The organism is Pedobacter sp. 05T44 (assembly GCF_056395985.1).
Window position 1 is genome coordinate 1 of the sequence record NZ_JBFTKO010000021.1, and the last position, 23927, is coordinate 23927.

Annotated in this window: 33 protein-coding genes; 17 read left to right on the forward strand and 16 right to left on the reverse strand. The window is 41.2% G+C overall.

What is annotated here, in order from left to right; translation table 11 throughout:
* The first annotated feature begins 51 nt into the window (after positions 1-51).
* Positions 52-240, forward strand: a complete 189-nt coding sequence (locus AC1DDK_RS22950; RefSeq protein ID WP_337716561.1) for a hypothetical protein — start codon at positions 52-54, stop codon at positions 238-240.
* Positions 241-396: 156 nt separating this feature from the next.
* Here the strand turns inward: AC1DDK_RS22950 and AC1DDK_RS22955 are convergent, their stop codons facing one another.
* The 6 genes from AC1DDK_RS22955 to AC1DDK_RS22980 all read right to left on the reverse strand — a co-directional run bounded on the left by AC1DDK_RS22955 (position 397) and on the right by AC1DDK_RS22980 (position 5004).
* On the reverse strand, positions 397-1473 hold the full coding sequence (locus tag AC1DDK_RS22955) for a serine hydrolase domain-containing protein (protein WP_172659784.1): 1077 nt from the start codon (positions 1471-1473) through the stop codon (positions 397-399).
* A gap of 97 nt (positions 1474-1570) precedes the next feature.
* On the reverse strand, positions 1571-2419 hold the full coding sequence (locus AC1DDK_RS22960) for an alpha/beta fold hydrolase (RefSeq protein ID WP_288878995.1): 849 nt from the start codon (positions 2417-2419) through the stop codon (positions 1571-1573).
* A gap of 321 nt (positions 2420-2740) precedes the next feature.
* The gene (locus AC1DDK_RS22965) at positions 2741-3712 is read right to left on the reverse strand and encodes an aldo/keto reductase (protein ID WP_172659786.1); all 972 of its coding nucleotides are present in this window, start codon (positions 3710-3712) and stop codon (positions 2741-2743) included.
* A gap of 79 nt (positions 3713-3791) precedes the next feature.
* Positions 3792-4361 (reverse strand): Crp/Fnr family transcriptional regulator, encoded by a 570-nt coding sequence (locus tag AC1DDK_RS22970; RefSeq protein WP_288878996.1) that lies wholly within the window; start codon positions 4359-4361, stop codon positions 3792-3794.
* A gap of 141 nt (positions 4362-4502) precedes the next feature.
* Positions 4503-4724 (reverse strand): putative toxin-antitoxin system toxin component, PIN family, encoded by a 222-nt coding sequence (locus AC1DDK_RS22975; RefSeq protein ID WP_430709565.1) that lies wholly within the window; start codon positions 4722-4724, stop codon positions 4503-4505.
* Between the two features lie 76 nt (positions 4725-4800).
* A complete protein-coding gene (locus AC1DDK_RS22980) occupies positions 4801-5004 on the reverse strand; it encodes a hypothetical protein (protein ID WP_216854316.1) in 204 nt (67 codons plus the stop codon).
* 413 nt (positions 5005-5417) lie between these two features.
* Here AC1DDK_RS22980 and AC1DDK_RS22985 point away from each other — a divergent pair, with 413 nt between their 5' ends.
* The 3 genes from AC1DDK_RS22985 to AC1DDK_RS22995 all read left to right on the forward strand — a co-directional run bounded on the left by AC1DDK_RS22985 (position 5418) and on the right by AC1DDK_RS22995 (position 6538).
* Complete coding sequence (locus tag AC1DDK_RS22985) at positions 5418-5552, forward strand: hypothetical protein (RefSeq protein WP_337716563.1); 135 nt, start codon at positions 5418-5420, stop codon at positions 5550-5552.
* A gap of 97 nt (positions 5553-5649) precedes the next feature.
* Positions 5650-5997 (forward strand): hypothetical protein, encoded by a 348-nt coding sequence (locus AC1DDK_RS22990; RefSeq protein WP_172659789.1) that lies wholly within the window; start codon positions 5650-5652, stop codon positions 5995-5997.
* Between the two features lie 118 nt (positions 5998-6115).
* Positions 6116-6538 (forward strand): DUF1016 N-terminal domain-containing protein, encoded by a 423-nt coding sequence (locus AC1DDK_RS22995; protein ID WP_172659790.1) that lies wholly within the window; start codon positions 6116-6118, stop codon positions 6536-6538.
* On the opposite strand, the gene AC1DDK_RS23000 is transcribed toward AC1DDK_RS22995, so the two are convergent.
* Complete coding sequence (locus tag AC1DDK_RS23000) at positions 6513-6773, reverse strand: hypothetical protein (RefSeq protein ID WP_172659791.1); 261 nt, start codon at positions 6771-6773, stop codon at positions 6513-6515. The two genes, AC1DDK_RS22995 and AC1DDK_RS23000, sit on opposite strands and share 26 nt — an antisense overlap.
* Before the next feature lie 322 nt (positions 6774-7095).
* On the opposite strand from AC1DDK_RS23000, the gene AC1DDK_RS23005 reads away from it, so the two are divergent.
* From AC1DDK_RS23005 to AC1DDK_RS23030, 6 genes are read left to right on the forward strand one after another with little or no spacing between them, the layout of a single operon-like run.
* Entirely contained in the window at positions 7096-7629 is a 534-nt protein-coding gene (locus AC1DDK_RS23005) for a YceI family protein (protein WP_172659792.1), read from the forward strand.
* Between the two features lie 11 nt (positions 7630-7640).
* Positions 7641-7859 (forward strand): tautomerase family protein, encoded by a 219-nt coding sequence (locus tag AC1DDK_RS23010; RefSeq protein ID WP_172659793.1) that lies wholly within the window; start codon positions 7641-7643, stop codon positions 7857-7859.
* Between the two features lie 4 nt (positions 7860-7863).
* Positions 7864-8598 (forward strand): SDR family NAD(P)-dependent oxidoreductase, encoded by a 735-nt coding sequence (locus AC1DDK_RS23015; RefSeq protein WP_288879000.1) that lies wholly within the window; start codon positions 7864-7866, stop codon positions 8596-8598.
* 24 nt (positions 8599-8622) lie between these two features.
* The gene (locus AC1DDK_RS23020; RefSeq protein ID WP_172659795.1) at positions 8623-9003 is read left to right on the forward strand and encodes a nuclear transport factor 2 family protein; all 381 of its coding nucleotides are present in this window, start codon (positions 8623-8625) and stop codon (positions 9001-9003) included.
* Between the two features lie 44 nt (positions 9004-9047).
* Positions 9048-9626, forward strand: coding sequence for a Crp/Fnr family transcriptional regulator (locus AC1DDK_RS23025; protein WP_172659796.1), 579 nt, complete (start codon positions 9048-9050; stop codon positions 9624-9626).
* A gap of 11 nt (positions 9627-9637) precedes the next feature.
* A complete protein-coding gene (locus tag AC1DDK_RS23030) occupies positions 9638-10720 on the forward strand; it encodes an NAD(P)H-dependent flavin oxidoreductase (protein ID WP_246269425.1) in 1083 nt (360 codons plus the stop codon).
* Here the strand turns inward: AC1DDK_RS23030 and AC1DDK_RS23035 are convergent.
* Positions 10715-12124 (reverse strand): aminotransferase-like domain-containing protein, encoded by a 1410-nt coding sequence (locus AC1DDK_RS23035; protein WP_337716566.1) that lies wholly within the window; start codon positions 12122-12124, stop codon positions 10715-10717. The two genes, AC1DDK_RS23030 and AC1DDK_RS23035, sit on opposite strands and share 6 nt — an antisense overlap.
* A 92-nt stretch (positions 12125-12216) precedes the next feature.
* Between AC1DDK_RS23035 and AC1DDK_RS23040 the strand changes: the two genes are divergently transcribed.
* Positions 12217-12660, forward strand: a complete 444-nt coding sequence (locus AC1DDK_RS23040; protein ID WP_172659798.1) for a GNAT family N-acetyltransferase — start codon at positions 12217-12219, stop codon at positions 12658-12660.
* A 35-nt stretch (positions 12661-12695) separates the two neighbouring features.
* On the forward strand, positions 12696-14162 hold the full coding sequence (locus AC1DDK_RS23045) for a WG repeat-containing protein (RefSeq protein ID WP_172659799.1): 1467 nt from the start codon (positions 12696-12698) through the stop codon (positions 14160-14162).
* Between the two features lie 4 nt (positions 14163-14166).
* Here the strand turns inward: AC1DDK_RS23045 and AC1DDK_RS23050 are convergent, their stop codons facing one another.
* Both AC1DDK_RS23050 and AC1DDK_RS23055 read right to left on the reverse strand, forming a co-directional pair.
* Positions 14167-14712 (reverse strand): GNAT family N-acetyltransferase, encoded by a 546-nt coding sequence (locus tag AC1DDK_RS23050; protein ID WP_172659800.1) that lies wholly within the window; start codon positions 14710-14712, stop codon positions 14167-14169.
* A gap of 129 nt (positions 14713-14841) precedes the next feature.
* Entirely contained in the window at positions 14842-15264 is a 423-nt protein-coding gene (locus AC1DDK_RS23055) for a MerR family transcriptional regulator (RefSeq protein WP_172659801.1), read from the reverse strand.
* 122 nt (positions 15265-15386) lie between these two features.
* Between AC1DDK_RS23055 and AC1DDK_RS23060 the strand changes: the two genes are divergently transcribed.
* Positions 15387-16262: an alpha/beta fold hydrolase gene (locus AC1DDK_RS23060; protein ID WP_172659802.1), complete on the forward strand. Its 876-nt coding sequence runs from the start codon at positions 15387-15389 to the stop codon at positions 16260-16262.
* Between the two features lie 19 nt (positions 16263-16281).
* Here the strand turns inward: AC1DDK_RS23060 and AC1DDK_RS23065 are convergent, their stop codons facing one another.
* Positions 16282-17367, reverse strand: a complete 1086-nt coding sequence (locus tag AC1DDK_RS23065; RefSeq protein ID WP_337716568.1) for a metallophosphoesterase — start codon at positions 17365-17367, stop codon at positions 16282-16284.
* A 110-nt stretch (positions 17368-17477) separates the two neighbouring features.
* Here AC1DDK_RS23065 and AC1DDK_RS23070 point away from each other — a divergent pair, with 110 nt between their 5' ends.
* Together AC1DDK_RS23070 and AC1DDK_RS23075 are read left to right on the forward strand one after the other, a co-directional pair.
* Positions 17478-18368 carry an SDR family NAD(P)-dependent oxidoreductase gene (locus tag AC1DDK_RS23070; RefSeq protein ID WP_337716570.1) on the forward strand — a complete coding sequence of 297 codons (891 nt, stop codon included), beginning with the start codon at positions 17478-17480 and terminating at the stop codon, positions 18366-18368.
* A 20-nt stretch (positions 18369-18388) separates the two neighbouring features.
* Positions 18389-19183 carry a helix-turn-helix domain-containing protein gene (locus tag AC1DDK_RS23075; protein ID WP_288879006.1) on the forward strand — a complete coding sequence of 265 codons (795 nt, stop codon included), beginning with the start codon at positions 18389-18391 and terminating at the stop codon, positions 19181-19183.
* On the opposite strand, the gene AC1DDK_RS23080 is transcribed toward AC1DDK_RS23075, so the two are convergent.
* Genes AC1DDK_RS23080 through AC1DDK_RS23100 form a run of 5 tightly spaced genes read right to left on the reverse strand, consistent with a single transcriptional unit; the run spans position 19180 to position 21541 of the window.
* Positions 19180-19758 carry a YdeI/OmpD-associated family protein gene (locus AC1DDK_RS23080; RefSeq protein ID WP_172659806.1) on the reverse strand — a complete coding sequence of 193 codons (579 nt, stop codon included), beginning with the start codon at positions 19756-19758 and terminating at the stop codon, positions 19180-19182. The two genes, AC1DDK_RS23075 and AC1DDK_RS23080, sit on opposite strands and share 4 nt — an antisense overlap.
* 24 nt (positions 19759-19782) lie before the next feature.
* Positions 19783-20349: a DUF4256 domain-containing protein gene (locus AC1DDK_RS23085; protein WP_172659807.1), complete on the reverse strand. Its 567-nt coding sequence runs from the start codon at positions 20347-20349 to the stop codon at positions 19783-19785.
* Between the two features lie 4 nt (positions 20350-20353).
* Positions 20354-20737, reverse strand: a complete 384-nt coding sequence (locus AC1DDK_RS23090) for a DoxX family protein (RefSeq protein ID WP_172659808.1) — start codon at positions 20735-20737, stop codon at positions 20354-20356.
* Positions 20738-20743: 6 nt separating this feature from the next.
* Positions 20744-21211, reverse strand: coding sequence for an SRPBCC family protein (locus AC1DDK_RS23095; protein ID WP_172659809.1), 468 nt, complete (start codon positions 21209-21211; stop codon positions 20744-20746).
* A gap of 6 nt (positions 21212-21217) precedes the next feature.
* The gene (locus tag AC1DDK_RS23100; RefSeq protein WP_172659810.1) at positions 21218-21541 is read right to left on the reverse strand and encodes an ArsR/SmtB family transcription factor; all 324 of its coding nucleotides are present in this window, start codon (positions 21539-21541) and stop codon (positions 21218-21220) included.
* 124 nt (positions 21542-21665) lie between these two features.
* Here AC1DDK_RS23100 and AC1DDK_RS23105 point away from each other — a divergent pair, with 124 nt between their 5' ends.
* Together AC1DDK_RS23105 and AC1DDK_RS23110 are read left to right on the forward strand one after the other, a co-directional pair.
* Positions 21666-22247, forward strand: coding sequence for a YdeI/OmpD-associated family protein (locus AC1DDK_RS23105; RefSeq protein WP_172659811.1), 582 nt, complete (start codon positions 21666-21668; stop codon positions 22245-22247).
* Positions 22248-22461: 214 nt separating this feature from the next.
* Positions 22462-23901 carry an amino acid permease gene (locus AC1DDK_RS23110; protein ID WP_172659812.1) on the forward strand — a complete coding sequence of 480 codons (1440 nt, stop codon included), beginning with the start codon at positions 22462-22464 and terminating at the stop codon, positions 23899-23901.
* Positions 23902-23927 lie beyond the last annotated feature (26 nt).

Consider the following 23927-nt stretch of genomic DNA (forward strand, 5'->3'; position numbering starts at 1 on the left):
AATTTCTATTTGAGTTCCTGATGAAAGGGAGGCAGAAGTCTAAATCGAGACATGAGTCCAAACTCTGACGAAAGGATAGTTTACTTCTGCTTCCTTCTCATTCTAAAAATAATCAAAACAAATCTAAAGGACGATGGGAGAACCGAGCTCTTCAGCGCAGCTAAATCTCTTGGTTATGAAGCGGTAGCAAGTGATTTGCATGAGCAAGAGATCCCTCGGTTCCCCGGGATGACGGGTTAGGGTTGCTGGCACCAGGCAAATCCTTGCGATAATTTGATTGCAGGGATTTTTATTTTTTACTAAGGGCAACTTGCTCAAACGGGATCCTGAAACAAGTTCAGGATGACGACCGATCAGGAGGGGATGACGAGCGATCGGGTAGTGATGATGACGTGGCTATTCCATAATTTTATCTGCAAGTTTTGCTGCAAAATCATCCATATTGACTGTTCCGGTATTGCTTAGAATGATGATTGTTGAGTCATCTTCCAGGATATGAAAAAGCATTGCCTGAGCACCCATAATGCTGCCCGGTCTTTTAATAATGGTATACATCTTATTGTTGATCTTATAATCAAGATAGACCCATACACCCAGGCCATACTCGCCCAGGCCGGAGCTGAACATCTGTTTCAATGTTTCAGGTTTCAGGAGCTTTCCACCGAACAAAGCATTTGAAAACTTAAGGATATCATCCACTGTGGAGTACATTGCTCCGGAAGCATACCAGTTTTCGATATACGCGGGAAGGTCTGGTACCAGTTTTTTGATGTCATTCCTATAGAAATAAGTATTTGCCAGACCGTTTATAATTGTGTTCTGAGTCAGCATTCCGGAATTGGTTAAGCTTAGTGGAACCAGTATTTTTTCCCGTAAAACTTTCTCAAAACTTTTGCCACTCAACTTCTCGATGATTTTTCCCAGGATAATAAAATCAGCATTGTTGTAGTCAAATTCTTTGCCCGGTTCTTTTACCAGTTCCATACTGCAAAATTTCTCGAGCATCTGGTCGGAGGTATTTGGTAACTGATATTGAGGGAGCCCGTTCTTTAGTACTCCCTCGAGCGATGACCCGTTTTCATCCATATTACGCATGCCCGATGTCATGTTGAGTAGTTGCCTTATGGTTACTTTGTTTCCGCCGGCGCCTTTGTATTCAGGTAGATATGTGATGATCGGCTTTTCTAGGTCTATGTTTCCCTGCTCTACCAGTTGCAAAATGAGTACGGAGGTGAAAGCCTTTGTGATTGAAGCGACTTTATATCTGGTTTCAGGTTTATTCAGAATGTTTAAGGAAAAGTCGGCCAGACCAAAACTTTTTTTATATACGGGATGCGATTTTTTGGCAATCAGAATTGTTCCGTTGAAGTTGCTCTTTTTAACATAGGCATCGATAAAAGCCGCAGTCTTGTCGGGTTGTGCGAAAGCGATTGCGACTGTGAAGAGCAATAAGATGGTGAATGGTCCTCTCATGGTGTAAGTATTTGTATAATAGGACCTAATGAGAGAGAGAATGGTTGCATAAGAGGATTGATCACATCCCAAGCGCTCCAAAATACCTAAAGATTTCTTATTTATCGAGAAAGCTTTCCATCATTGGAATAACATAGTCTTCTTCTTTGGAATTGGATTTTAGGGTTGTTATTTCACCGATGTACTCACCATGTACGCCTGGTATTATGGCTAGTTTTGAGTCGGCAATCTGTCTGCTCATTTCTATAGCGTGCTCGGGTTTTATAACATCTTTATCGCCTATTATGATTAGCGTTTTGGCTTTAATGGATTTGATCTGTTCGTCTGGTATGTCTTTAAAATTTACCATGCGCTTTGCGTCTCTGTCGTGCATTATTTGAAGGCCTTTTGGATCAGGTGTTACAGCCAGATAAGCATCTTTTAGCTCCTGGGGCATATTTGTTAAGTTCGCTTGTTTCATGAAATCCCAAAATTGTGGAGGCATTCCATTTCGTTTAGAAAGTGCAGAGCCGAGAACGATTTTATCTACAATTTGAGGGTGGCGAATGGCTATTTGTATAGTGGTTGTGCCTCCGTTACTGAAACCAAAGAAGTCGGCCTTGTCAATTTTCAAATTCTTTAAAAGGGTTGCAACGTCGTCTGCGTCTTGTTCAAAGGTTGCATCTTTACCTCTGTCACTGGTTCTTCCGTGAGCCTGCAGTTCAACAGCAATAATCTTTCTGTGTTTAGCAAGCATCGGAATAACTCTTCCAAATGTTGTTTGAATGGTAGAGCCGCCACCGTGAAGTAAAACAAGGGGTTTGCCGTCTCCATAAATTTCGTAGTACATTTTAATCCCGTTGACTTCTGAGTAGCCGTGAGTTTTGGTTTGTTCCGGGCGGTTTGTATTGTTACAGGATGATAGTATCAGAGCTGTTAAAACAAGATGTGCGATTGTTCTTTTCATTTTGTAAATTTTGATAATGCAACCATTTGATTGCAAATATAAGAACAACCAAATGGTTGCGCAAATGTTTTTAAAAAAAGGTCTGGTTTTGTAAAAGGGGATTACCGGGGAGCTTGCTCAGAAGAGATCCTGACCCGTCAGAGCTGCGAAGCAAAACAAGTTCAGGATGATGGGGTGGTAGCGATGTGCTGAGTCTAGTTGTCGTCATCTCGACGCCAGGAGAGATATCATGGTTATGCTACTTCAAGAGATCTCTCTCTGCGTTCGAGATGACGGGTGTAGTGGTTAGGATGACGACAGACCAGGGCGGGTGATGTTTTATTATTTGCCTAGTATTGATTGTAGCTGTGCGGGGTAGCGGGCGCCGGAGATTTTGATTGTTGCTAATGCGGCGGTTATTCTGGAGTGAGCGTCATCAGTTAGCAAAAGGTTTGCGCTACCAATATTTTCTATGAGGCGGGTTAATTTTGTTGTGCCGGGTATGGGAACGATCCAGGGTTTTTGAGCCAAGAGCCAGGCTAATGCTATTTGTGCAGATGTAGCGTTGTTGTCTTTTGCAATAGAAATAAGTAAATCGACTAATGCCTGATTGGCTTCTCTGTTTTCTTTGCTGAAGCGAGGTGCCATGCTTCTGCCGTCGGTTTTATCAAATTCTGTGTCGGGGTTTATTGTGCCGGTAAGAAATCCTTTGCCCAATGGACTGAACGGTACAAAGCCAATACCCAATTCTTCTAAAGTTGGTATTATTTCTTTTTCGGGGTCGCGGTAAAACATGGAATATTCGCTTTGCAATGCTGTAACAGGCTGAACTGCGTGTGCTTTACGGATTGTTTCTGCATTTGCCTCGGATAAACCGAAGTGCTTTACTTTACCTTCCTGGATTAAGTCTTTTACTGTGCCTGCAACCTCTTCAATAGGTACATTGGGATCAACTCTGTGTTGGTAGAACAGATCAATATAATCGGTTTTGAACCGCTGCAAAGAGGCTTCGGCAACGGCTCTAATGTTTTCAGGGCGACTGTCCATTCCCAACATTGTTTTACCTTCCCTGAAGCCAAATTTTGTTGCAATGACTACTTGCTTGCGAAACGAAGAAAGGGCCTGACCCAGTAATTCTTCATTGTCGCCATAAGCTTGGGCTGTATCAAAAAAAGTAATGCCTTCTTCAAATGCGGAACGTAATAATTTAACGACTTCGCCTTTTCCAGGTGCATCGGGAAAGCTTAATCCCATACAGCCAAAACCTAATGCAGATACTTCTAATCCGCTATTTCCTAATTTTCTTGTTTTCATTTTTTATTGCTTTTGAAACTACTGTAGCAAAGTTGGTTCAATAAAAAATGGAATCATTTGCCATTTGGCAAAAAGTGATTTAGCGAATGTTTTTTCTTATTCTGCTCAATGAAGATTGGGTGATGCCCAGATAAGAAGCCACATATGATAGTGGTATACGATTTACCAAGGTTGGGAATTTTTCGAGAAATTCAAGGTAGCGTGTGGCGGCATCCTGCGAGACCAACTGACTTCTTCTTTCTAATTTTTTTCTCAGATATGTTGCCGTTATTTTTTGAATGATGCTATCCCAACCAGCAATGGTTTCGGAAATTTCTTTCCAGTCCTTTTTTGAAAATACAACGAGTTTGGTGTCGGTAACGGCTTGTAAATATTCGGAAGGGGTATAGCTTGTTTCCCCGTCATGGCCGTCCAGAATCAAATGGTTTTCTTCGATAAAGTAGCGAGTATGTTCTTCGCCTTCATTGTTATAATAGAAAACCCGAAGAATGCCGTGCGTAATAAAGCCAATCTTTGTTACCACTTTTCCTGCTTCCCAGAAATGTTCGTCTTTATGAAGTGTTACTTCATACGCTTTGCTTGAAATAAAGTCAATTTGTTGAGTGGTCAAATTGCCGAATTGTAAAACGTATGGTATAAAGCTTTTCATAGGGTAAAGATAAGTTTTTATTAACCTAGGGGAGATGATTAGCTTTTTACGAAATCGCTTATCGTCAGGGTTGTAGTTTTATTATACTTTTCTAGAACCAATAAATCATCATCTCCGGTTAATAATATGTCTGCTTTACCATCATGAGCAAGAGATAATAAAAAAATTGTCTTTTGTATCTCTGCATACTTCCACTTTTGCGGTCACCTCAACAAAGTCGGCATATTCCTGGATGGTCTCTAAGAGTTCCTCAACATCAGAAGCAGGAAAGAAACGGCGAAATTTAGGTCTGCGAGTTACTTCAAGAAATTCTTCCAATAATTCAGCACTAAAAACCAAAACACATTTCTTTGAAAAAAGAATATCGTCGAGTTTTGATTAGTTTTTAGAAATTAAAAAACTAATCCAAAGATTAGTATCTAAGATAACCCGTTGTGGTTTACTTTTCATATCGCTTTGCTCTCACCAACTCGACCTCTTTGGTAATTTCGTCAAGTGAAGGTGCCGATTTAGCTTTGGAACGCAGCTTTTTCAGAATATGAGCAAAACCACTTTTCGACGGACTTTGAACAGAAATAAGATTTAGGTCAGCAAGGTCTTTAATTAATTTTGCTGCCTTCGGATTTAGTATATCAATTGTCATGGTACTCATAGTTCAAAAACAAACATTCTTTACACAAAAGCCAAACCAATTTAATCTACCACTAAATATGGTGACGCCCAATTGGCCAGACACTGTCTGGCCAATTGGGGTAAAACTGATACGGTCGCCGAGATAACGGACTATGAGGTGTTTATTACGAATAACATCTTTTAGTGGCCTACTTTTACATCGTTTAATGGCCTAATTCGTTATGCTGAATTTATTTCAGCATCCCGCATATGCTATTCAAAACCTGCTCAAATGAGATCCTGAAATAAATTTGCTTCGCAGCTTCTTCGAGGTCAGGATGACGAGCGACTGGGAGTTGTTCGAGATGACGGGGAGTAGAGAATTATGCGAGTTCAAGAGATCTCTCTCTGCGTTCCTTAAAAAGAGTAGCTCATTGTGGTTTTGTGGAATGCTTACAAGGAGATTTTGTACAGACCATTGAGGGGAATACAAATGTAGAGGGCAGCAGAGAGGGTGATGGTGTTTACAGGCAATTAAGGCATAAAAGAACGATTGCCAAGTACGCTGATGGGCTGTAGTACAGGTTAGTGGATGCTAAAAAAATGTTTTTTTGGTAATTTAATTTTGAAATATTACTAAAAATATTAGTAAATTTGTCTATTCAATTTTACTGATATGGGCAACAGACCTCAACGAGAACATAAACCGTTATTTGAATATTCAGCTAAATATGAGCAAACGGTTAGAACAATAGATTTGATCAGAAAAATATTTAATAATGCGCTTAAGCAAAGGCTATGGGTGTTTGAGCCATCGGTGAAAAGATGGTTCAGTCCTGAGGAGTTCATGGAAATGTATGAGCGGTATGACAACCTGGATCCGAAATGGATTGCAAAGATTGAAGTGCGTGATCCGATGGAGGGGTTGGAAGCTGCGGATACACAGGTTGAGAGTATACTTGCCAGAAAGGCTATATTGACAAAGAAGATTATAGATTACGAAAGGTCTAAGCAGAAAAAATAGCAGAAAAGAAAAGTATTTTAAGCTGCATAGAATGGGAGTAAGTTTTAATGGCGGGATTACATTTGCTTTTGAGGAGTAAAAAAGTATAGCTTTGACTATACACTTTTTACACTTACATATGAATTTTGATTTTCATGTTCAACAGATTGAAAGTACACACACACTCTTAAACCAAGCTGCAGTTAAAGCTGTAAATATTCATTTGACGCTACGCAACTGGCTTATTGGGTTTTACATCGTTGAATTTGAACAAAAGGGAGAAAATCGATTGGAATATGGAGCTAAGTTGCTTCATCGCTTGTCTGCCAATCTAAACCAAAAGAAGCTTTTGAATATTAATGAACGAGAGCTACGACGATTCAGATCATTTTATCAAATCTATGCTAGTTTAGGGGATATTTTTTCGAAAGAAGCAATTCGGGGGACATGCTTAAAGGAAAACGATATTCCCTTTAAGCAGTTGCCAGATTATCAGGATACAGGAACAGCTCAGGAAAGAGTAAAAGTGATTTTACCTAATAAACCGACTTCCAGATCTTAAATGTGTTCTGATGGTTCCCGTCTATTTGCCTGATGACAAGGCAAAGGTGTTCTTCTCTCTGAGGGAAATATTTGTCAATGATTTGCTGAGTTTGCTGAATTAATTGTCCGAGGTGCTGTTCAAAATCAATGTTTTTAACATCTAAAATAACCTGATTCATTCTTGCTGAAATTGTGCATTCGAAGGTAAATTCTCTTTTGAGCGCTTTTACTACTTTTGACCTCAGTTTTTTCATTGAATTCTGATTTTGGGTTATTAAAAAGGGTTTCCCCATTAATTATTATCAGTCTAAACGTTAGCTGCCTGTAATAATTGTGCAGGAAAATGTCATTATTTTATTCTCCCGTTTTTATTTGGCAACATTCTAAATTAGCAAAAATAGTATAAGCGCCAACCTTTTCTGTATTGTTTTATTGTAACAAATTTGGGTGAAACCCAGAGTCACTTTGAGAGTGATCTGGATCACATAAAACAAGCTTCATTTTAATGGTGATGTAGGTCACACAACTTCTGGGCAAATCCTTCACAACTTTGATGTACAATTAAAAACAAAAGTTATGAAAACTCAAAAATTTGAAATCTTAGCTGCCCAAAGTAATATTGATTGGGTAGGCAAAAAAGTAACCGGCGCACACAATGGTACCATTGGTATTAAAGAAGGTGAAATTATTCTGAACAATGGTAAACTGGAGGGTGGTAAATTCATTATCGATACCGCATCTATCAAAATACTGGATGTTACTGACCCCGGAACGAATGCACAATTTGCCGGGCACCTGGCTTCTGATGATTTCTTTGCAATTGAAAAATATCCTGAAGCAACATTGGAAATTACTTCAGTTTCGGGTAACGATGTTGAAGCTGACCTGACCATTAAAGGTATTACGCACCCGATTAATTTTGATGCAGCGATAGCGGTAAATGGCGACAATTTAAGCGCTACCACCAAGCTGTTAGTTGACCGTACCAAATACGAAATGAAGTTCCGCTCTGGTAATTTCTTTCAGAATTTGGGAGATACCCTGATCTACAATGATTTTGAATTGTCCATTGATGTAACCGCTAAAGCTGTACAACCAGTGTTAGCTTAAATTATACAGCCATGCCATACATTAAAATTGAACTAACCCGCGAAGGGGTTAGTCGCGAACAAAAACAAGCCCTGATTAAAGGGGTTACAAATCTGATGACTGACGTATTGAATAAAGACCCTCAGCTGACTCATGTGGTGATTCAGGAAATAGAACTTGATGATTGGGGTTTTGCAGGTGAACAGGTATCTGTATTAAGGGAAAAAGGTATTACAGCCGATAAGAAATAAGGAAATGAAAAAGCAAACTATAATAGTTACCGGTGCCTCATCTGGAATCGGTAAGGAAATAGCCCGTCACTTTTTAGAAAATGGCGATAGTGTAGTGATCAATTCATCGACCCCAGAAAAACTGGAGCTGGTTTATCAGGAGCTTGGCGGTGGTGATAACCTGGCCATGGTAGCTGGTAATGTAAAAGATAAAAGTACCGGAGATCAGCTTTTGGCAATAGCGCTTGAGAAATTTGGTGCTGTAGATGTGCTGGTAAACAATGCCGGTATTTATGAGACCAAACCATTTCTGGAAGTGGATGAGGCTTATCTGGACCGTTTTTTAAATACCAATCTGAAGGGTACTTTTTTTACTACGCAGGCGATTATTCCACAAATGTTGAAACAGCAGGGCGGTGTAGTGATCAATATTGGTACCCCGCTGGTAAACCATGCGCTTGGTGGCGGCCCATCAACCGCACCAATGACTTCTAAAGGGGGAATACATGCGCTTACCCTGCAGCTTGCCGCTGAATTTGGTAAACATAACATCAGGGTGAATACCGTTGCCCCGGGCGTGATCCGTACACCTATGCATGGTGATGATGCTGATCAAAGTGCGGGATTGCATTTGCTTAACCGTGTTGGTGAGGTGGATGACATTGCACAAATGGTATATTTAGTTGCCAGAAGCAATTTTATAACTGGCGCGATCATCAATGTGGATGGTGGTATGGCTGCGGGGCATCACCTGAATTAATAGAACCTTTAAAAACTAAAGAAAATGAAAACTACTAAAGAAGATTCACTGGCAATAACCCAGGCACTGGAAGATTATTATTTTAAAGGTATTTATGAAGGTGATACTGATAAGCTGCGGAAGGTTTTAAATCCGGGTACTTTATTATTTGCCGATATAAAAGGGCAGCCTTATTTTAAAAAGCTTGAGGAGTACCTTGATGGGGTGGCCAACAGGCAAAGTCCGAAAGACTCTGGTAAGCCTTTTAAAGGAACGGTGATATCGGTAGAGGTGATCAATACGATTGCTGTGGCCAAGGTGCATGTTAAAATGTACGAGTTCAATTACGATGAGCTACTATCGTTTCATAAGATTGATAACCGCTGGATGCTGGTTAACAAAATGTTTACAGACGTAAGCGAATAGATTTAAATCTTTAACTTTAAAGGGTACAATGAAACATAGCTGATATGCCATCAGAAGCTAAAGAAATCTTAAAAGCCCATATCGATAAATCGGTTGTTCTTAGTGATGAACAGTTTGATTATTTCTTCTCTCATTTTAAAATACTGAGTTTTAAAAAAGGACAAGCCATTATTATGGAGGGCGATGTGGTAGATTGTGAATACTTCGTGATTTCGGGTTGTTTAAAAGCTTTCTTTATCAATGATGACTTGAAAATGTTTATCCTGCAATTTGCCATGCCTACCTGGTGGGCTTCTGATTATAACGCATTATACAACCATACCAAGGCCACCGTGAATGTGGACTGTATTAGCGATGCGGAAGTGCTTTGCCTGAGTAACAGTGACCGGGAAAAGCTGTGTAATGAGATTCATAAGGTAGAGCATTTTTTTAGGTGGCGGACTAACAGGGGCTATGTGGCGGTTCAGAAAAGGTTGTTGTCTTTTATGAATAATGATGTAAGATATAGGTATGAGGAGCTTTTAAAGCTGTATCCGGAGCTTTATAATATGGTCCCTAAGAAGCTGATAGCCGCTTATTTGGGTGTTTCGAGAGAGACACTGAGCCGGTTGTATAATGATTAATAAATTTTAAGATGATGTGGTACGAAACAAGAGCATCGAAAATACTGGGGATTGATTATCCCATTTTACAAGGGCCATTTGGAGGGAATCTTTCTTCTGTAGCGTTGGTGTCAACTGTGTCTAACGCTGGTGGACTAGGAGGCTATGGGGCTTATACATTGAGTCCGCAGGAAATTATTGAGGTAGACCAGCAAATTAAGGCTGCAACGAATAAGCCTTACAATATTAATTTATGGGTTTCTGATACAGACGCCGTGGACGGTACTGTGTCTGATGAGCAGTTTAAACAGGCTCAGACTTTGTTTAAGCCTTATTTTGATGAAGTAGGCATTGCTTTGCCCGAGAAGCCTGCGCCATTTAAATCGCGTTTTGAAAACCAGTTGGAAGTGATTTTGCATCAGAAGCCGCCTGTATTTAGTTTTATGTTTGGTTTGCTGGACGAGGATGTTTTGGAGCAGTGCAGAAGGCTTGGGATTGTTACGGTCGGGGCTGCTACTATTTTGGATGAGGCTATAGCTTTGGAGGCAACTGGGGTTGACCTGATCATTGCCTCTGGTTTTGAGGCGGGCGGGCATCGTCCTTCTTTTTTGGCTTCGGCTGAATCGTCTGTGACTGGAACGTTTGTGTTGCTTCAATTGATTAAAGAAAAGGTGAAAACTCCGGTTATTGCTGCGGGTGGTATTGCTAATGGAAGGGGTGTTGCTGCGGCGCTGGGGCTTGGTGCTGATGCGGCCCAGATTGGCACTGCTTTTCTGGCCACAGAGGAGTCGAATGCTACAGCCGTTCATCGAGAAATGTTGTTTTCGGATAATGCTAAGTATACTACTTTATCAAGGGCTTATACCGGAAGGCTTGGCAGGGGAATAACCAGCAGGCTTGCAAAGGATATGATCCATAAAGAACATGGATTTTTGCCGTTTCCGCTACAGACGCAGTTCATGTCGCACTTAAGAAAAGGTGCGATAGAGCAAGAGAAATGGGATTTGATTTTGTTCTGGGGCGGGCAGATAGCGCCCATATTGAAACACCGGAAAGCAGGGGTGCTAATGCAGTCTATACTGGAGGAGACTACGGCGTATTTTGATCAGTTATGATCCTGCCAGCCTGCCAAGTAATTTTAATTTTTGTTTGAGGGTTTCGGACCAGGGTAGGCCTAAGGAAAGCCTCATGCAGTTTTCAAACTGATTTTGTAGGGTAAACATCCTGCCGGGAGAAATGCTGATGTTCTGTTTCAGCGCCCTTTCGAACAGGATTGTAGTATTGATTTCTTTACTAAATTCTACCCATAAGGCAAGCCCGCCCTGCGGTCGGCTGGTTTTGGTTCCCTCCGGGAAATATTCGGCTATGGTATCTATATATTGCTGGTAGTTGTACTGCAAGGTTTGACGCAGTTTGCGTAGGTGATTTTCATATCTGCCGGTTTTTAGAAAGTTGGCTACTGCTTCTTGTGTAATGGTAGTTGAGGATATGGCGTGAACCAGTTTGAGCTTAAGGATCTGCTCTTTGTATTTGCCAGGTGCGATCCAGCCCACGCGATAGCCCGGGGCCAGGGTTTTGGAAATAGAACTGCACCAGAGTACTGTTCCCCCGGCATCAAAGGACTTGCAGCATTTAGGGCGCTGGGCACCAAAATACAGATCGCCATAGACGTCGTCTTCTATAAGTGGAACGCCGTGTTTGGCCAAAAGTGCAACGACTTCTTTTTTATGTTCATCGGGCATGCAGCTGCCTAAGGGTGTGTTGAAGTTTGGAACCAGCAGGCACAGGTTGATTTTGGAGACTACTTTTTTTAAGGCATCGATTTCGATTCCTGTAATAGGATGGGTAGGCAGTTCGATTACTTTGAGCCCTAAACTGCGGGCCAACTGCAGGATGCCGGAATAACAGGGGCTTTCCATTGCGATGGTATCGCCAGGCTTTGATAAGGCCATCATGCAAAAGGATAGTGCATTCATTCCGCCGGCTGTGGTGACCAGGTCGTTTTCATCAAAATTCCCTCCCCAGGTTAAGGAACGTGTTGCAATCATTCGGCGTAACTTCTCGTTGCCTTGTAAGGGTTCATATGCGGTGCCACTGTGGCTAAGTGAGCGTGTGGCGAGGATGATTTCTTTATTTAGCTTAGCTAAGGGCAGGAGCTGATCTGCGGGCGCTCCAATGGAAAAAAATGTAAGGTCTGTATTGCCCATGTTGGCGTAAATTTTATGAATCAATTCTTCCGGTTCCTGATTGCCGTTGATTAATGAAGGGCTGCTGACCTGCGCAAGCGGAAGTTTTTTGTAGGGAAGGCGACTTACAAAATAGCCGGACTGGGGTTTTGATTCGATGAGCGATTGTGCTTCCAGTTCGAGGAATACTCTTTTTGCTGTGTTCATGCTGATACCATGTTCTGTGCATAGCATTCTGACAGATGGGAGGCGGTCGCCCTCTTTTAAAACTCCATTTTTAATGAGCGTGGCAATGTTGTTTGATAATTCGGTGTACAGGAAGTTGCGCTTCATGAGGTAAAGATAACTGTGTCTGTTTAAATATCAAAAACTGTAACTGTGTTCATTTAGTGCTGCCAGCTACTTTTGTGTAAAAATCAGATATTATGTTAGAATTTATTGTTAAAACAGGTAAAGAGAATATGGATGTAAAGACGGTACACCGATTCTTAAGTGAGGATTCTTATTGGGCTAAAGGTATTTCGTATGAACTGGTAGACCGATCGTTAGCGAATTCTTTTTGTGTTGGTGCTTTTGTAGAGGGGGTGCAGGTTGGATTTGGCAGGGTGATTACGGATTATTATACTTTTGGGTGGTTCGCAGATTTTATGGTGTTGCCTGAATTTCGTGGAAATGGGATATCGAAGCTGATGCTGGCTCATATTTTTGAGCAACCGTGGTCGAAAAGGTTGAGGAGAAAAATGTTGAATACCAGTGACGCGCATGGTTTATATCGCCAATTTGAATTTAAAGACCTGGCTAATCCTGGCTTTATACTGGAAGTTTATAATCCGGAGGCTCATTTGCAATATAAAGGAGAAGATGCTTAACTTTATTGCATCTACATCATCCTAAAAAACATTGAATGCTATCTAATTACGCTAAATTTCTGCTCCTGCTGTTGTTAACGGCATGCTTTTCCTTCGCCTATGCGCAAAAAGAGAAAAAATATATGGCCCAGGTTCGCCTGAATGGCAAATGTGGGTTTATTGATGTTTCGGGCAATGAAGTGGTTCCGCTGGTTTATGACGATGCGGGTTTGTGGAACAACAACCTTGTACCGGTAAACATTGGAAAATACATCCCTAAATCATATCCGGTAGTGGAAATGTCTACTGCACAAAGTAAAAATGTAAACGTTGAGGTTGTAGACAACTCTGAAAAGGCAGGCAAATGGGGCTTTTGCAATGCAGCGGGCAAATTGGTAATTCCTGTTCAATTTACAAATGTGAGTTTCTTTAACGAGGGAATGGCAGGTGTGGAGGTAAATGACAAATGGGGCTTTATTAATACGAGTGGAAAAATGGTGGTTGAGGCGGTGTATGATACTGTCGGCTATTTTTCGCAAGGACTTGCTGTAGTTGCAAAGAATGGAAGCTATGGCTACGTGAATTTAAAGGGCGAAGAGGTAATAAAGCTTCAATATTTAGGTGCTGAGGCTTTTGAAAAAGGGTTAGCAAAGGTGTTTGAGAAATATGATTCGAAAAATGGTGACAAAAAAAGTATTGGCAGGCTTATTAACCTTCAGGGAAAAATAGTTACAGATGCTAAGTATGATATTGAGTCGAATTTTACGAATGGGTTGGCGAGTTTTTCATTTGCTGAAGCAAATGCTGAAGATAGCTTTACATATGGACTTATTACGACAACGGGGCAGGTGGTAGCTCCACCAACTTATAAGGAGATTTCGGCGTTTAGTAATGGCCTGGCCCTGGTGATGGTTTATAAGATACATGAGTTTTATAATGAGTATGTGCCGCATTACGGCTATATAGATGCGAAAGGAAAAGAGGTGGTAAAACCTACTCTTGCCAAAGGAGTAGACTTTAGTTATGGTATGGCGCCGGTTGCAAGATTTGACAGCAAGGATGATGGGCAATCGGAATATGCCCTGATTAATACCAAAGGAGAGCATTTACTTGACTTTAACTGGAGTAGTTTAGATATTCTGGATAGCAAGCATCTTTTGGCAAGCTCTATTAAGAATCCGTACGAGAAAGTAATAATTGATACGAAAGGGAAGCAGATACTTGCACTTGGTGATAACGGATTTGCCAGTTTGGGCAATGGTTTATTTTTTGTGAAGAATGTGGACTATGAGCCAACTGCTTTTATTGGTTTGGACAAAAAACCATTGATTGATCTGAGTAAAAATAAAAAGACAAGATTTATTTCGTACCAGCATGGCTTACTCCGTTTTGGTGACCTGGATGGTGATTACAGTGAAGTGAGTGCCATAAAACTTGGCCTGATGGATTTAAAAGGTACGGTGGTTGTGAAACCCAAGTATAACGAAATATTTGATTTTGAGGCTACGGATAACTCTTTATAAGTGCTTAGTTCTGTGTGATCTCATAAAAATCCTGAACCTGATCGAAAGGGTTTTTGTAGCGGAACTGTGCTTTCTTTAGGACTTTCTTGGCAGCAATGTTATCGCGGTTGACTACGGCACCTATGTTGGAAATGCCTTGCGACAGGATCTGGTCTACAATGGTCGGAAGGATGTCTGTCATGAGATAACATCCGCTGGCAAAACTGCTGAGGTAAAATTCGATGAAGAAAGGGTAGTGATCTATCTGGTAATGTTCCTGTGCTACCTGAGGGGAAATGAGATCGATAATGCCTACGACTTTGCTGAGTTTTTTATCTGTAATGAAATGGAGGTAGTTTCGCCCGGCATGGGCATTCATGAGCATGGTTTGCAGGAATAGTTCTGCTTCCTGAAATGTACTTAATCGTTTATTGGGGACGAATTTTAGGGTATGATCATCGGATAGGATGCAAAATACTTCTTTTGAGATTTGACCAAAACGTTCCAGGTCTTCGGGCCGGAAAGGGTGGATCAGGTAGTTTTCATTTTGAAAGGTAATGGGCTTGAACATAGGCTGGCCAAAAATAAAAAACTAATTCAAATTCTATGAATTGGGTGGGTTCTATTTTTGAAAATGTGGTAAGAATTTAAGAAGGTCTTGTATATACAAGTTGTTTTTTTATCTTTGTCGGTGAGAGCGTTAATACGGGGGTAGATCGAAAGGTCTGCCTCCACTAATGATAGTTTCATCAGCGTTTTCAATATTTTCATTTTCAATATTAAACTTGCAGATAGCAATTTGTTTTTTGACTGATTTTAATTCTTTGATTTTCTCTTCTATTTGCAGTAATTTCTTATCAAGAACTTGAATCTTTGCTTTTTTGCTGATTTGCTTTTTGTACCAGGCATCTACAACTTCTTTGATTTCGGCCAGCGTAAAACCTACCGCTTTTGCCATTTGTATAAATCTTAATTTCTCGACAACGTCATCTCCATAGTATACATAGTTATTGGTTTTTACTTCCTCTTTCTTTTCGCCGGTGAATAGACCTGTTTTTTCATAAAATCTTATGGTGCCGATAGGTATTCCTGTTTCTTTTGAAAGCTGATTAATTAATTTCATATTTCTTTGAAGTGTAAAAATAAAAGTGAACTATGCAGTATACTTCATACTTGTTGGTTGCAAAATTAGTGTTTAGTTTTGCTTTTACAATTGAAAATTGATCACTAATTAGAATTATCAAAATGCAGTATTCAGACGAAGAACTAATAAAATCGCTACCTGGTTTTAAAAACAATTATGCAGAAGTGAATGGGACGGTGCTGCATTATGTAGAGGGTGGTGAAGGACAGCCTTTAATTTTGATTCCCGGATGGCCAGAAACCTGGTGGGCTTATCATAAAGTAATGCCATTACTGGCGACAAATTATCGTGTTATTGTAATAGAAATAAGGGGTATGGGTAGTTCGCAGAAACCATTGGAAGGTTACGATAAAAAGAACATGGCGAAGGACGTTTATGAGCTTGTGAAAAAGTTGGGTTACGAAAAAATTAATATTTCGGGTCATGACATTGGTGCTCATGTTGCCTTTAGTTTTGCCGCGAATTTTCCAGAGATGACTTCCAAGCTTGTTATTCTAGATACCCCGCATCCGGATCCCGGAATGTATCAACTCCCTATGCTTCCAATATTAAGCGCAAACTATACTTATCCATGGTGGTTAGCCTTCAATCAGACAAAAGAACTTCCTGAACAGCTGCTGGCAGGTAGGATGTCTATTGTAATAGAATGGATTTTTAGGAACCTATTGAAAGATCAAAATAGTATTGATGAGTTCGATAAAGCTGCTTATGCTTTTGCTTATGATAGTAATGATGGAATACGTGCGTCAAATGCCTGGTATCAGGCTTTTCCGCAGGATATAGAGGATAGTAAAACTTATGGTAAACTCATGATGCCTGTAATTGGAATTGGTGCTGCCGGATATGAAATGTTGCAATATTCCCTGCCTAACTACGCAACAGATTTACAGTTTGTAAAAGTTGAGGATAGTGGCCATTTCTTGCTTGCAGAAAAACCTGAAGAGACAGCTAATCTTATAAAAGGATTTTTGGGGTAGATTTGAGATCGGGAGGTAATTAGCCAAGCAGGTTATCTAGCGTTGTTTCTTCAAGTACCAGATGTTGCGGTACACCATTGATGTCTTTTTTCCATTCTATAAGTCTGATTTTGCCGTCTTCTATTTCTATACCGGTGATATCCCCGTCGTTAAAACAGCAGCAACCAGCATTGAAATAAGTGTTTTTGGAATTTTCGAGCCTGGGAGAGGTATTACCGCTGATTTTTCCTGCAAGGAGTTCGGCTTCCAGTTTCTGAATGGTTGCCTTGTCGCCTTTTTTCTTAGCCTCATTGAGCCTGATGTAAGTACGTTCCAGATGGGTAAGTGAATTGAATACTGGCTGATGAGTGTGGCCGGTAATTAAGGCCAGGTTGGTTTGTTTGGCGGTCCAGTCGTACATAATCTGGTTGTGTTCGGACTTGAGCTGGTTATCAAAGGCAGGTGTATTTGGGTTGATGCGGAGGAAAGATTGAACTGGCCCCCAGATATTGGAGACGAACCATTTGCTGAACCAGTTTCCATCGCTTTGCATGTCGCCCTGATGGCCGTGGGTGATAAATATGTTGAGTTGCTGGTCTTTAACAGCGAGGGTGAAAATGATGCCCTCATAGATTCGGACCTTTGTTCCAAAGATATTTTTGAGCATAAAACCTGCGAGGGGGTCGTTGTCCCAGTAGAGATCGTGGTTGCCAAAAAGTTTGATGTAGGCATTGCGTTCGAGAAAGCGTTTTTCTGCTTCGAAGTTTGCTTTGTTGTGTTTGATGACATCCAGGAGCATGTTTTTCCAAAGCTCTTCGCTGTCGCCCATGTTGCAGTATAGAAAATCGTGCTCGTTGTAATAGCGTAGTGCTGCCAGGTAATTGTCTTCGCAAAGCGTGAAGTCGTCCTGATGGCTGCGGTTTCCTTTGTGCTGGTCTGAGAACAGAATGATGCGGTGTTTTGTGCCCAGATCGATGAGTTGGCCACGTTTGCCGGGGCGCTGTATGATGTCCTGGCATAGTGCCGATAGTGCTTTGTGTACTCTTGTACTATCTGGCCTTGATGCGTATTTATTGGCAAGCCTGATGATCAGGGGAGAAAATAGCTTCTGTAATAATTTGCGCATATACTAAAGATAAGGTTTACTGAGCTTTTTAACAAAGCAGTTTGAGCTTTTGAACAAAACGCTGCGCTGAATTGGGCTGTACCTTTGAATTGTATTTAAAAATTAAGACAATGGAAAAAGTATGGTTTATTACAGGCAGTTCCAGGGGATTGGGAAGGAGCCTGACAGAAGCAGTGTTGAGCAGCGGCGATAAAGTTGCTGCAACCGCACGCGATATTACGCAATTGAATGACCTGGTAACAAGGTTTACTGATCAGATACTTCCTATAGCGCTGGATGTAACTGATTATGAGCAGGTGTATGCGTCTGTTGCTGAGGCAGCGAAACATTTTGGACGTATTGATGTGTTGGTGAACAATGCGGGATTTGGTATCATCGGCGCTGCCGAAGCTTATACAGATGAGCAGATGCGCAGTCAGCTGGAAACAAACTTGTATGCACCAATTGAAATTACCCGCGCGGTTTTACCTTACATGCGCAACCAGGGTGAGGGACGTATATTGCAGATAAGCTCAATAGGCGGAAGAGTGGGTAATGCGGGTTTAACCATGTACCAGGCAGCAAAATTTGGTTTAGGCGGCTTTACTGAGGCTTTGGCTAAGGAAGTAGCACCATTGGGTATATATGTGACCAGTGTAGAACCGGGCGGTTTTAGAACTGATTGGGCAGGTGCGTCTATGACTTATGCACGTGAGATTGAAGGTTATGAAATGGTTAATCAGCGGACAGCACTATTTAAAGGCGGGAAGTTTGTCCCTGTGGGAGATCCTGAAAAAGCGGCAAAAGTGATGGTTGAACTGGCTTCGCACCCTGCGCCACCGGTGCATTTGGTACTAGGCAGTGAGGCGATAGGTATGCTGAACAATGCCAATGAGGTGAGGCAAGTGGAAATGGAAGAATGGCTGGATATGAGTTTATCTACAGATCATGATGATTCTGAGAACTTTCTTGCTAGTGCTGATGGCAAGTGGTACATCAGCGATGTTAAAAGAAAACAGTAAAATGCTTAATTTTATGACCTATGACTAATTCGCCCATTGCTTACTCTTGCTATTTTACCCGCAACAGGCAGGGGGAGCAATTTGTTCCCGAGCATGTGTTCAGCTACCAGATATCTGGCACGCTTACAATAAGCGACGGTATTACTGAGCATGTTTTTAACGAGGGTGATTTTCGGTTCATCAGACGAAACCAGTTGCTTAAGTTTGTGAAACAACCTCCTCCGGGAGGGGTTTTTAAATCTGTTTCCATTTATCTGGATCAGGCGGCTTTAAGCGACTTTAGCATGGACTATGGCTATAAGGCGGAGGGTAATAGAGGCAGGCCGGTTGAAAAAGTAAAGCCATTAGAAGGTTTTGGGCTTTATCAGAGTTTTATGAATTCGCTGTTGCCGTATGTTGCGGCTGATCAGTTGATTAATGCTGATCTTCAGAAATTGAAACAGCGCGAGGCGATTATGATTTTGCTGCAGACAAACCCTGAATTAAAGGATGTATTGTTTGATTTTAGTGAGCCGGGTAAAATAGATCTGGAAGCCTTTATGAATAAAAACTTCCATTTTAATGTGCAGTTAAAGCGCTTTGCCTACCTTACGGGGCGTAGTTTGGCTACGTTTAAACGGGATTTTTCGCAGGTTTTTAATGCCACGCCAAGCAGGTGGCTGCTGCAAAGGAGGCTGCAGGAGGCGCATTACCTGATTAAAGAGAAAGGCCGGGCACCATCAGATGTATATCTGGAAATTGGATTTGAGGACCTTTCGCATTTCTCGTTTGCATTTAAAAAGATGTACGGGCTGCCGCCATCAAGAATTTACTAATCATCCAGTCCTTTTCCGTTGAGAATTAGGGGCATGCATTTTTCGACCCTTGCTTCTCTGGTTTTGGATTGTTTGGCTGAAGTGAAATAGAGATGGTAGCCTCTTTGTCGGCCCGGAGTTAATGCTTCAAAAGCGGTTTTTAAGGCAGGGATGTGATCTAGTTTTTGCTGAAATTCGGCAGGGAATACGAGTTCTGTATGTTCCTTGAAATCGACTTTTAAACCGGCTTTTTCTACTTCAATGGCCTGGTGGATGTAGGATTTTAGTGCGGCTTCCTGTTCAACTATCTGGAGTGCGTTGGTGAAGCGGATTTGGCGTGCCGACTGCACATTCTTTGTTTGCTGAACCAGGATGCCATTAGGATCGTTTAACAGGGTGCCTTTGAAAAACAGCAGCGCACAGTATTCTTTAAATACGTGGATTAACACGATGTTGCTGTTCTGGTACGTGTAACAAGGGCAGCCCCATTTTAATTCTTCGGTAAGGCCGCTACTGAGCACGATTACTCTTAGCCGCTCTATTTCTTCCTGCCATTTTTTTTCTTTACTAAAATAAAAATCAACTTTAGGATTCATACTGTTCGTTAGTTTGGTGAAAAATTAGACCCTTAGTGCGCCACGGAAACCTCTGGCAGCATAGTAAGATTCTGCGCCGTTGTGGTACAGGAAAACGGTTCCGTAGCGGTAATCGCCAAAAAGTGCTCCTCCGAGTTTCCTGATGTCGGCAGGTGTTTTTAGCCAGCTAGACGTTTTGGTGTCGAACTTTCCGAATTGCTGCAGTTCGCGGTATTGTTCTTCCGTTAATATTTCTATGCCCATATCGGCAGCTACATCCATTGCGCTGTTTTGTGGCTTATGCTCTTTCCTTGCATCGAGTGCTGCGCGGTCGTAACAAAGGCTTCTGCGTCCTTTAGGGGTTTCGGCTGCACAATCGTAAAAGATATATTCGTTTTTGCTTTTATCGTAACCAACTACATCGGGTTCGCCGCCGGTTACTTCCATGTCATCAAGCGACCATAGTTTTTGAGGATTGGCTTCGAGCTTTGCCTGTACTTTGGCCCATTCTATATCTTTATGGCGGTTCATGTTTTTCTCGAATCGGTTTTTGAGCGTTTTGAGTAGTTCTTCGCGTTGTTCTGATGACAACTCTTTTTTATTGTTTTTCATACTTTTATAGATTAGTTGTGGTGGTTTTTCTATCTGCAGGTCTGAAATACCAAGATACAAAAGTGAGGACTAGTAATAATATCGGTCCAAAAAAATCTTTGCCTCCATCGCCATTGGCTAAGTGAGAAAATACTGCGCCCGACATGGCGAAGAAAAAGCCTGCATATGCCCATTCTTTTATTATGGGGAATTTTGGAACAAGTACTGCTATGACGCCCAGTATTTTCCAGACGCCAAGGATGGTTAGGATATAGATGGGGTAGCCTAAGTTTTTCATCATGGTTACTTCGTTTTCCATTTTGATTAATTGCACTATTCCGGTTGATAACATTCCTAATGAGAGCCAGATTGTGGCGATCCAATAGATGATTTTATTTCGCTTTGTCATGGTGTGTTATTTTAGTTTACTTACGATGTTTTGTAGTTTATTATGCGCCATATTGATGCCCTGCGCAAATGGTAGTTGCAATACCTGATCTCTGATGGCGGCTGATTTGTATATGATATGGATGGTGAGTTTGCTGGTATCGCCGTTAATTTCTTCGAATTGCAGGAACTCTAGCTGGGCATCGAAAGGTGCATTGTCCATTTCAAATGTCCGCGTGATTTTTTGGTTTGGGATAAATTCGTGAATGACTCCGTTGGCGTGGAATACGATGTTTCCCTTAGGGTCGCTGGTTTGGAAATGGTAACTGCCATGCTTTTTGTTTTCCATTTTAAGCACTTTTGTGCCCATCCATTGCTCAACGATTTCGGGTTCTATGTAGGCTTTGAAGAGCAGTTCTAATGGCAAATCAAATTCCCTTGTGATTGTTAATTCCTGTTTGCCGTTTTGGGCATCGATTTTAGTTTTTTGTTCCATAGGGTTCTATTTTTTTGATTGGTAGTTTTTCATTATGGTTTCCAATTTGTTGAATCGGTCGTCCCACATTTGGCGGAATGGTTCGATGAAGTCGGCTACGTCTTTCATTTTTTTTGCGTTTATGTAATAGTAAATTTCTCTGCCGTTTTGTTTTTGTTCAAGCAATTCGCACTCGGTTAATATTTGCAGGTGCTTTGAAACAGTGGGTCTTGCGGTATCAAAGTTTGAGGCTATTGAGCCTGCGGTCATTGATTGTGTGGCCACCAATAGCAGTATAGCCCTTCTGGTTGGGTCGGCTATGGCTTGAAATACATCTCTTCTTAAATTCATCGTGTAGCTATTTGACTACAAATATATATGTAGCTATTTAACTACGCAAATTTTTTTTGATATTTTTTTTAGAATGGTGTTTTTGCATATAATTGGTGTGGAGGGAATTATGTATTTTGGGGGTATGCAGAAAAAGGAAATAGAAACTTTTTGCCCGGCAAGCCGAGAGGAGTGGAGGCAGTGGTTAAAAGAAAATCATAGCTCAAGCCAGTCTGTTTGGCTTATTCAGTACAAACAAAAATCGACCAAGCCGAGTATACCCTGGAGCGATTCGGTGGATGAAGCGCTTTGTTTTGGCTGGATTGACAGTACCAGGAAAACGATTGATGAGGAGAGTTTTATACAGTTTTTTACTAAGCGCAAACCGAACAGCAACTGGTCGAAGATCAATAAAGCAAAGGTTGAGCGCTTAATTGCAGAAGGATTGATGGCGGAAGCGGGTTTAAAATGTATTGAGGTGGCAAAGAAAAATGGTTCGTGGTCTATACTGGATGCGGTTGAGGAATTGATTGTTCCGAAAGATCTGGAGGAAGCATTTCTGCTGAAGCCAGGTTCTGCAGACTATTTTAATGGTTTGAGTAAGTCTGTTAAAAAAATGATATTGCAATGGGTTACGCTTGCCAAAAGGCCTGAAACCAGAGAGAAAAGAATTAATGAAGTGGCAGAACTGGCTGCCCAGAAACTGAGACCCAAGCAGTTTAGGTAGGCTTAAAAGTGCGTGTTTTTAGCGTTTTTTAGCCTCAAAATTAGCGTTTCGATTAGCCAAAAATGGCTTCTGGTTTCCTGTTGGGGGTGGTATTTTTGCATCATGATAACAAGGAAACTATTTACGCTTTTAATCGTTCAAATGAATATAAGTTCCCACCTTTGTTGAAATTTTGAGGGATACTCATATTGTAATTGAATAAATACCATAAATATTGAAACAAGCTAGCGAAAAGCCTGAGGAGCAAAAACTGAAAAGAGGGTTGCAAAACAGGCATATTCAGTTGATTGCCCTTGGTGGAGCCATAGGAACAGGGTTATTTTTAGGCATTGGTCCGGCAGCTGTATTGGCTGGGCCGTCTGTAATTTTAGGTTATGCACTGGCCGGTATTATTGCCTTTTTTATTATGCGTCAGTTGGGCGAAATGGTGGTGGAAGAACCTGTTTCGGGAAGTTTTAGCCATTTTGCTTATAAGTACTGGGGATCCTTTGCGGGCTTTGCTTCTGGCTGGAACTATTGGGTGTTGTATATCCTGGTAAGCATGTCGGAATTAACTGCCATTGGCATTTACGTGCATTTCTGGTGGCCTGAAATTCCATTGTGGTCGTCGAGCCTTTTCTTTTTTATCGTTATTAATGCCTTAAACCTCACTTCTGTGAAGGTATATGGTGAGGTGGAATTCTGGTTTTCGATAATAAAAGTGGTAGCGATTATTGCCATGATCATTTTTGGTGTTTACCTGCTTGTTAGCGGGAGCGGAGGTGAGCAGGCAAGTGTTCAGAACTTATGGAATGATGGTGGCTTTTTTGCAAAGGGCTGGTTTAGCGGAGATGGGAAAGGGGGCTTTCAGGGGTTGTTTGCTGCTATTGCATTGATCATGTTTTCTTTTGGTGGACTGGAATTGATTGGGATAACGGCGGCAGAGGCTGAGCAACCGGAAAAAACAATTCCAAAGGCTACCAATCAGGTGATTTACAGGATCCTGATTTTTTATGTGGGTGCGCTTGTGATCTTGTTTTCATTATCCCCATGGAAAAACATTACTACAGATAGCAGCCCTTTTGTGATGGTTTTTGAAAGTTTAAAGGGCTTTCAGTTTACGCTTTTAGGAAAGACCATTTACTTTACGAGTGTGATTGCCAATGTGCTTAATGTTATTGTGCTGACAGCTGCCTTGTCTGTTTATAATAGTTGTGTTTATAGTAACAGCAGGATGCTATTTGGGTTGGCGGAGCAAGGAAATGCGCCTTCTTTTTTATCGAAGCTGAATAGGAATTCGGTACCTATAAATGCGATTTTGATATCGAGCTTGTTTGCCGCGATATGTATTATCATTAATAAGCTAATGCCGGAGAAGGCATTGGAGATTTTGATGTCGCTGGTGGTGTCATCGTTGATTATCAATTGGTTGATGATCAGTATTACACATTTGAAATTTAGAAGGAGTAAAGAAGAGGATCGGGTTAAAACCAAGTTTCCTTCCTTTATTTATCCGATATCGAACTATATATGCCTGGTGTTTTTGGTAGGTATATTGGTGATTATGTGGATAACGGGATTGAAGATGTCGGTTGAGTTGATTCCGGGATGGATTTTACTATTGTATGTTTGCTACCTGCTGGTTAGAAAAAAGAAAAGCGGAGATAAATCCTAAGATTTAACCCCGCCATCTAAATTAAC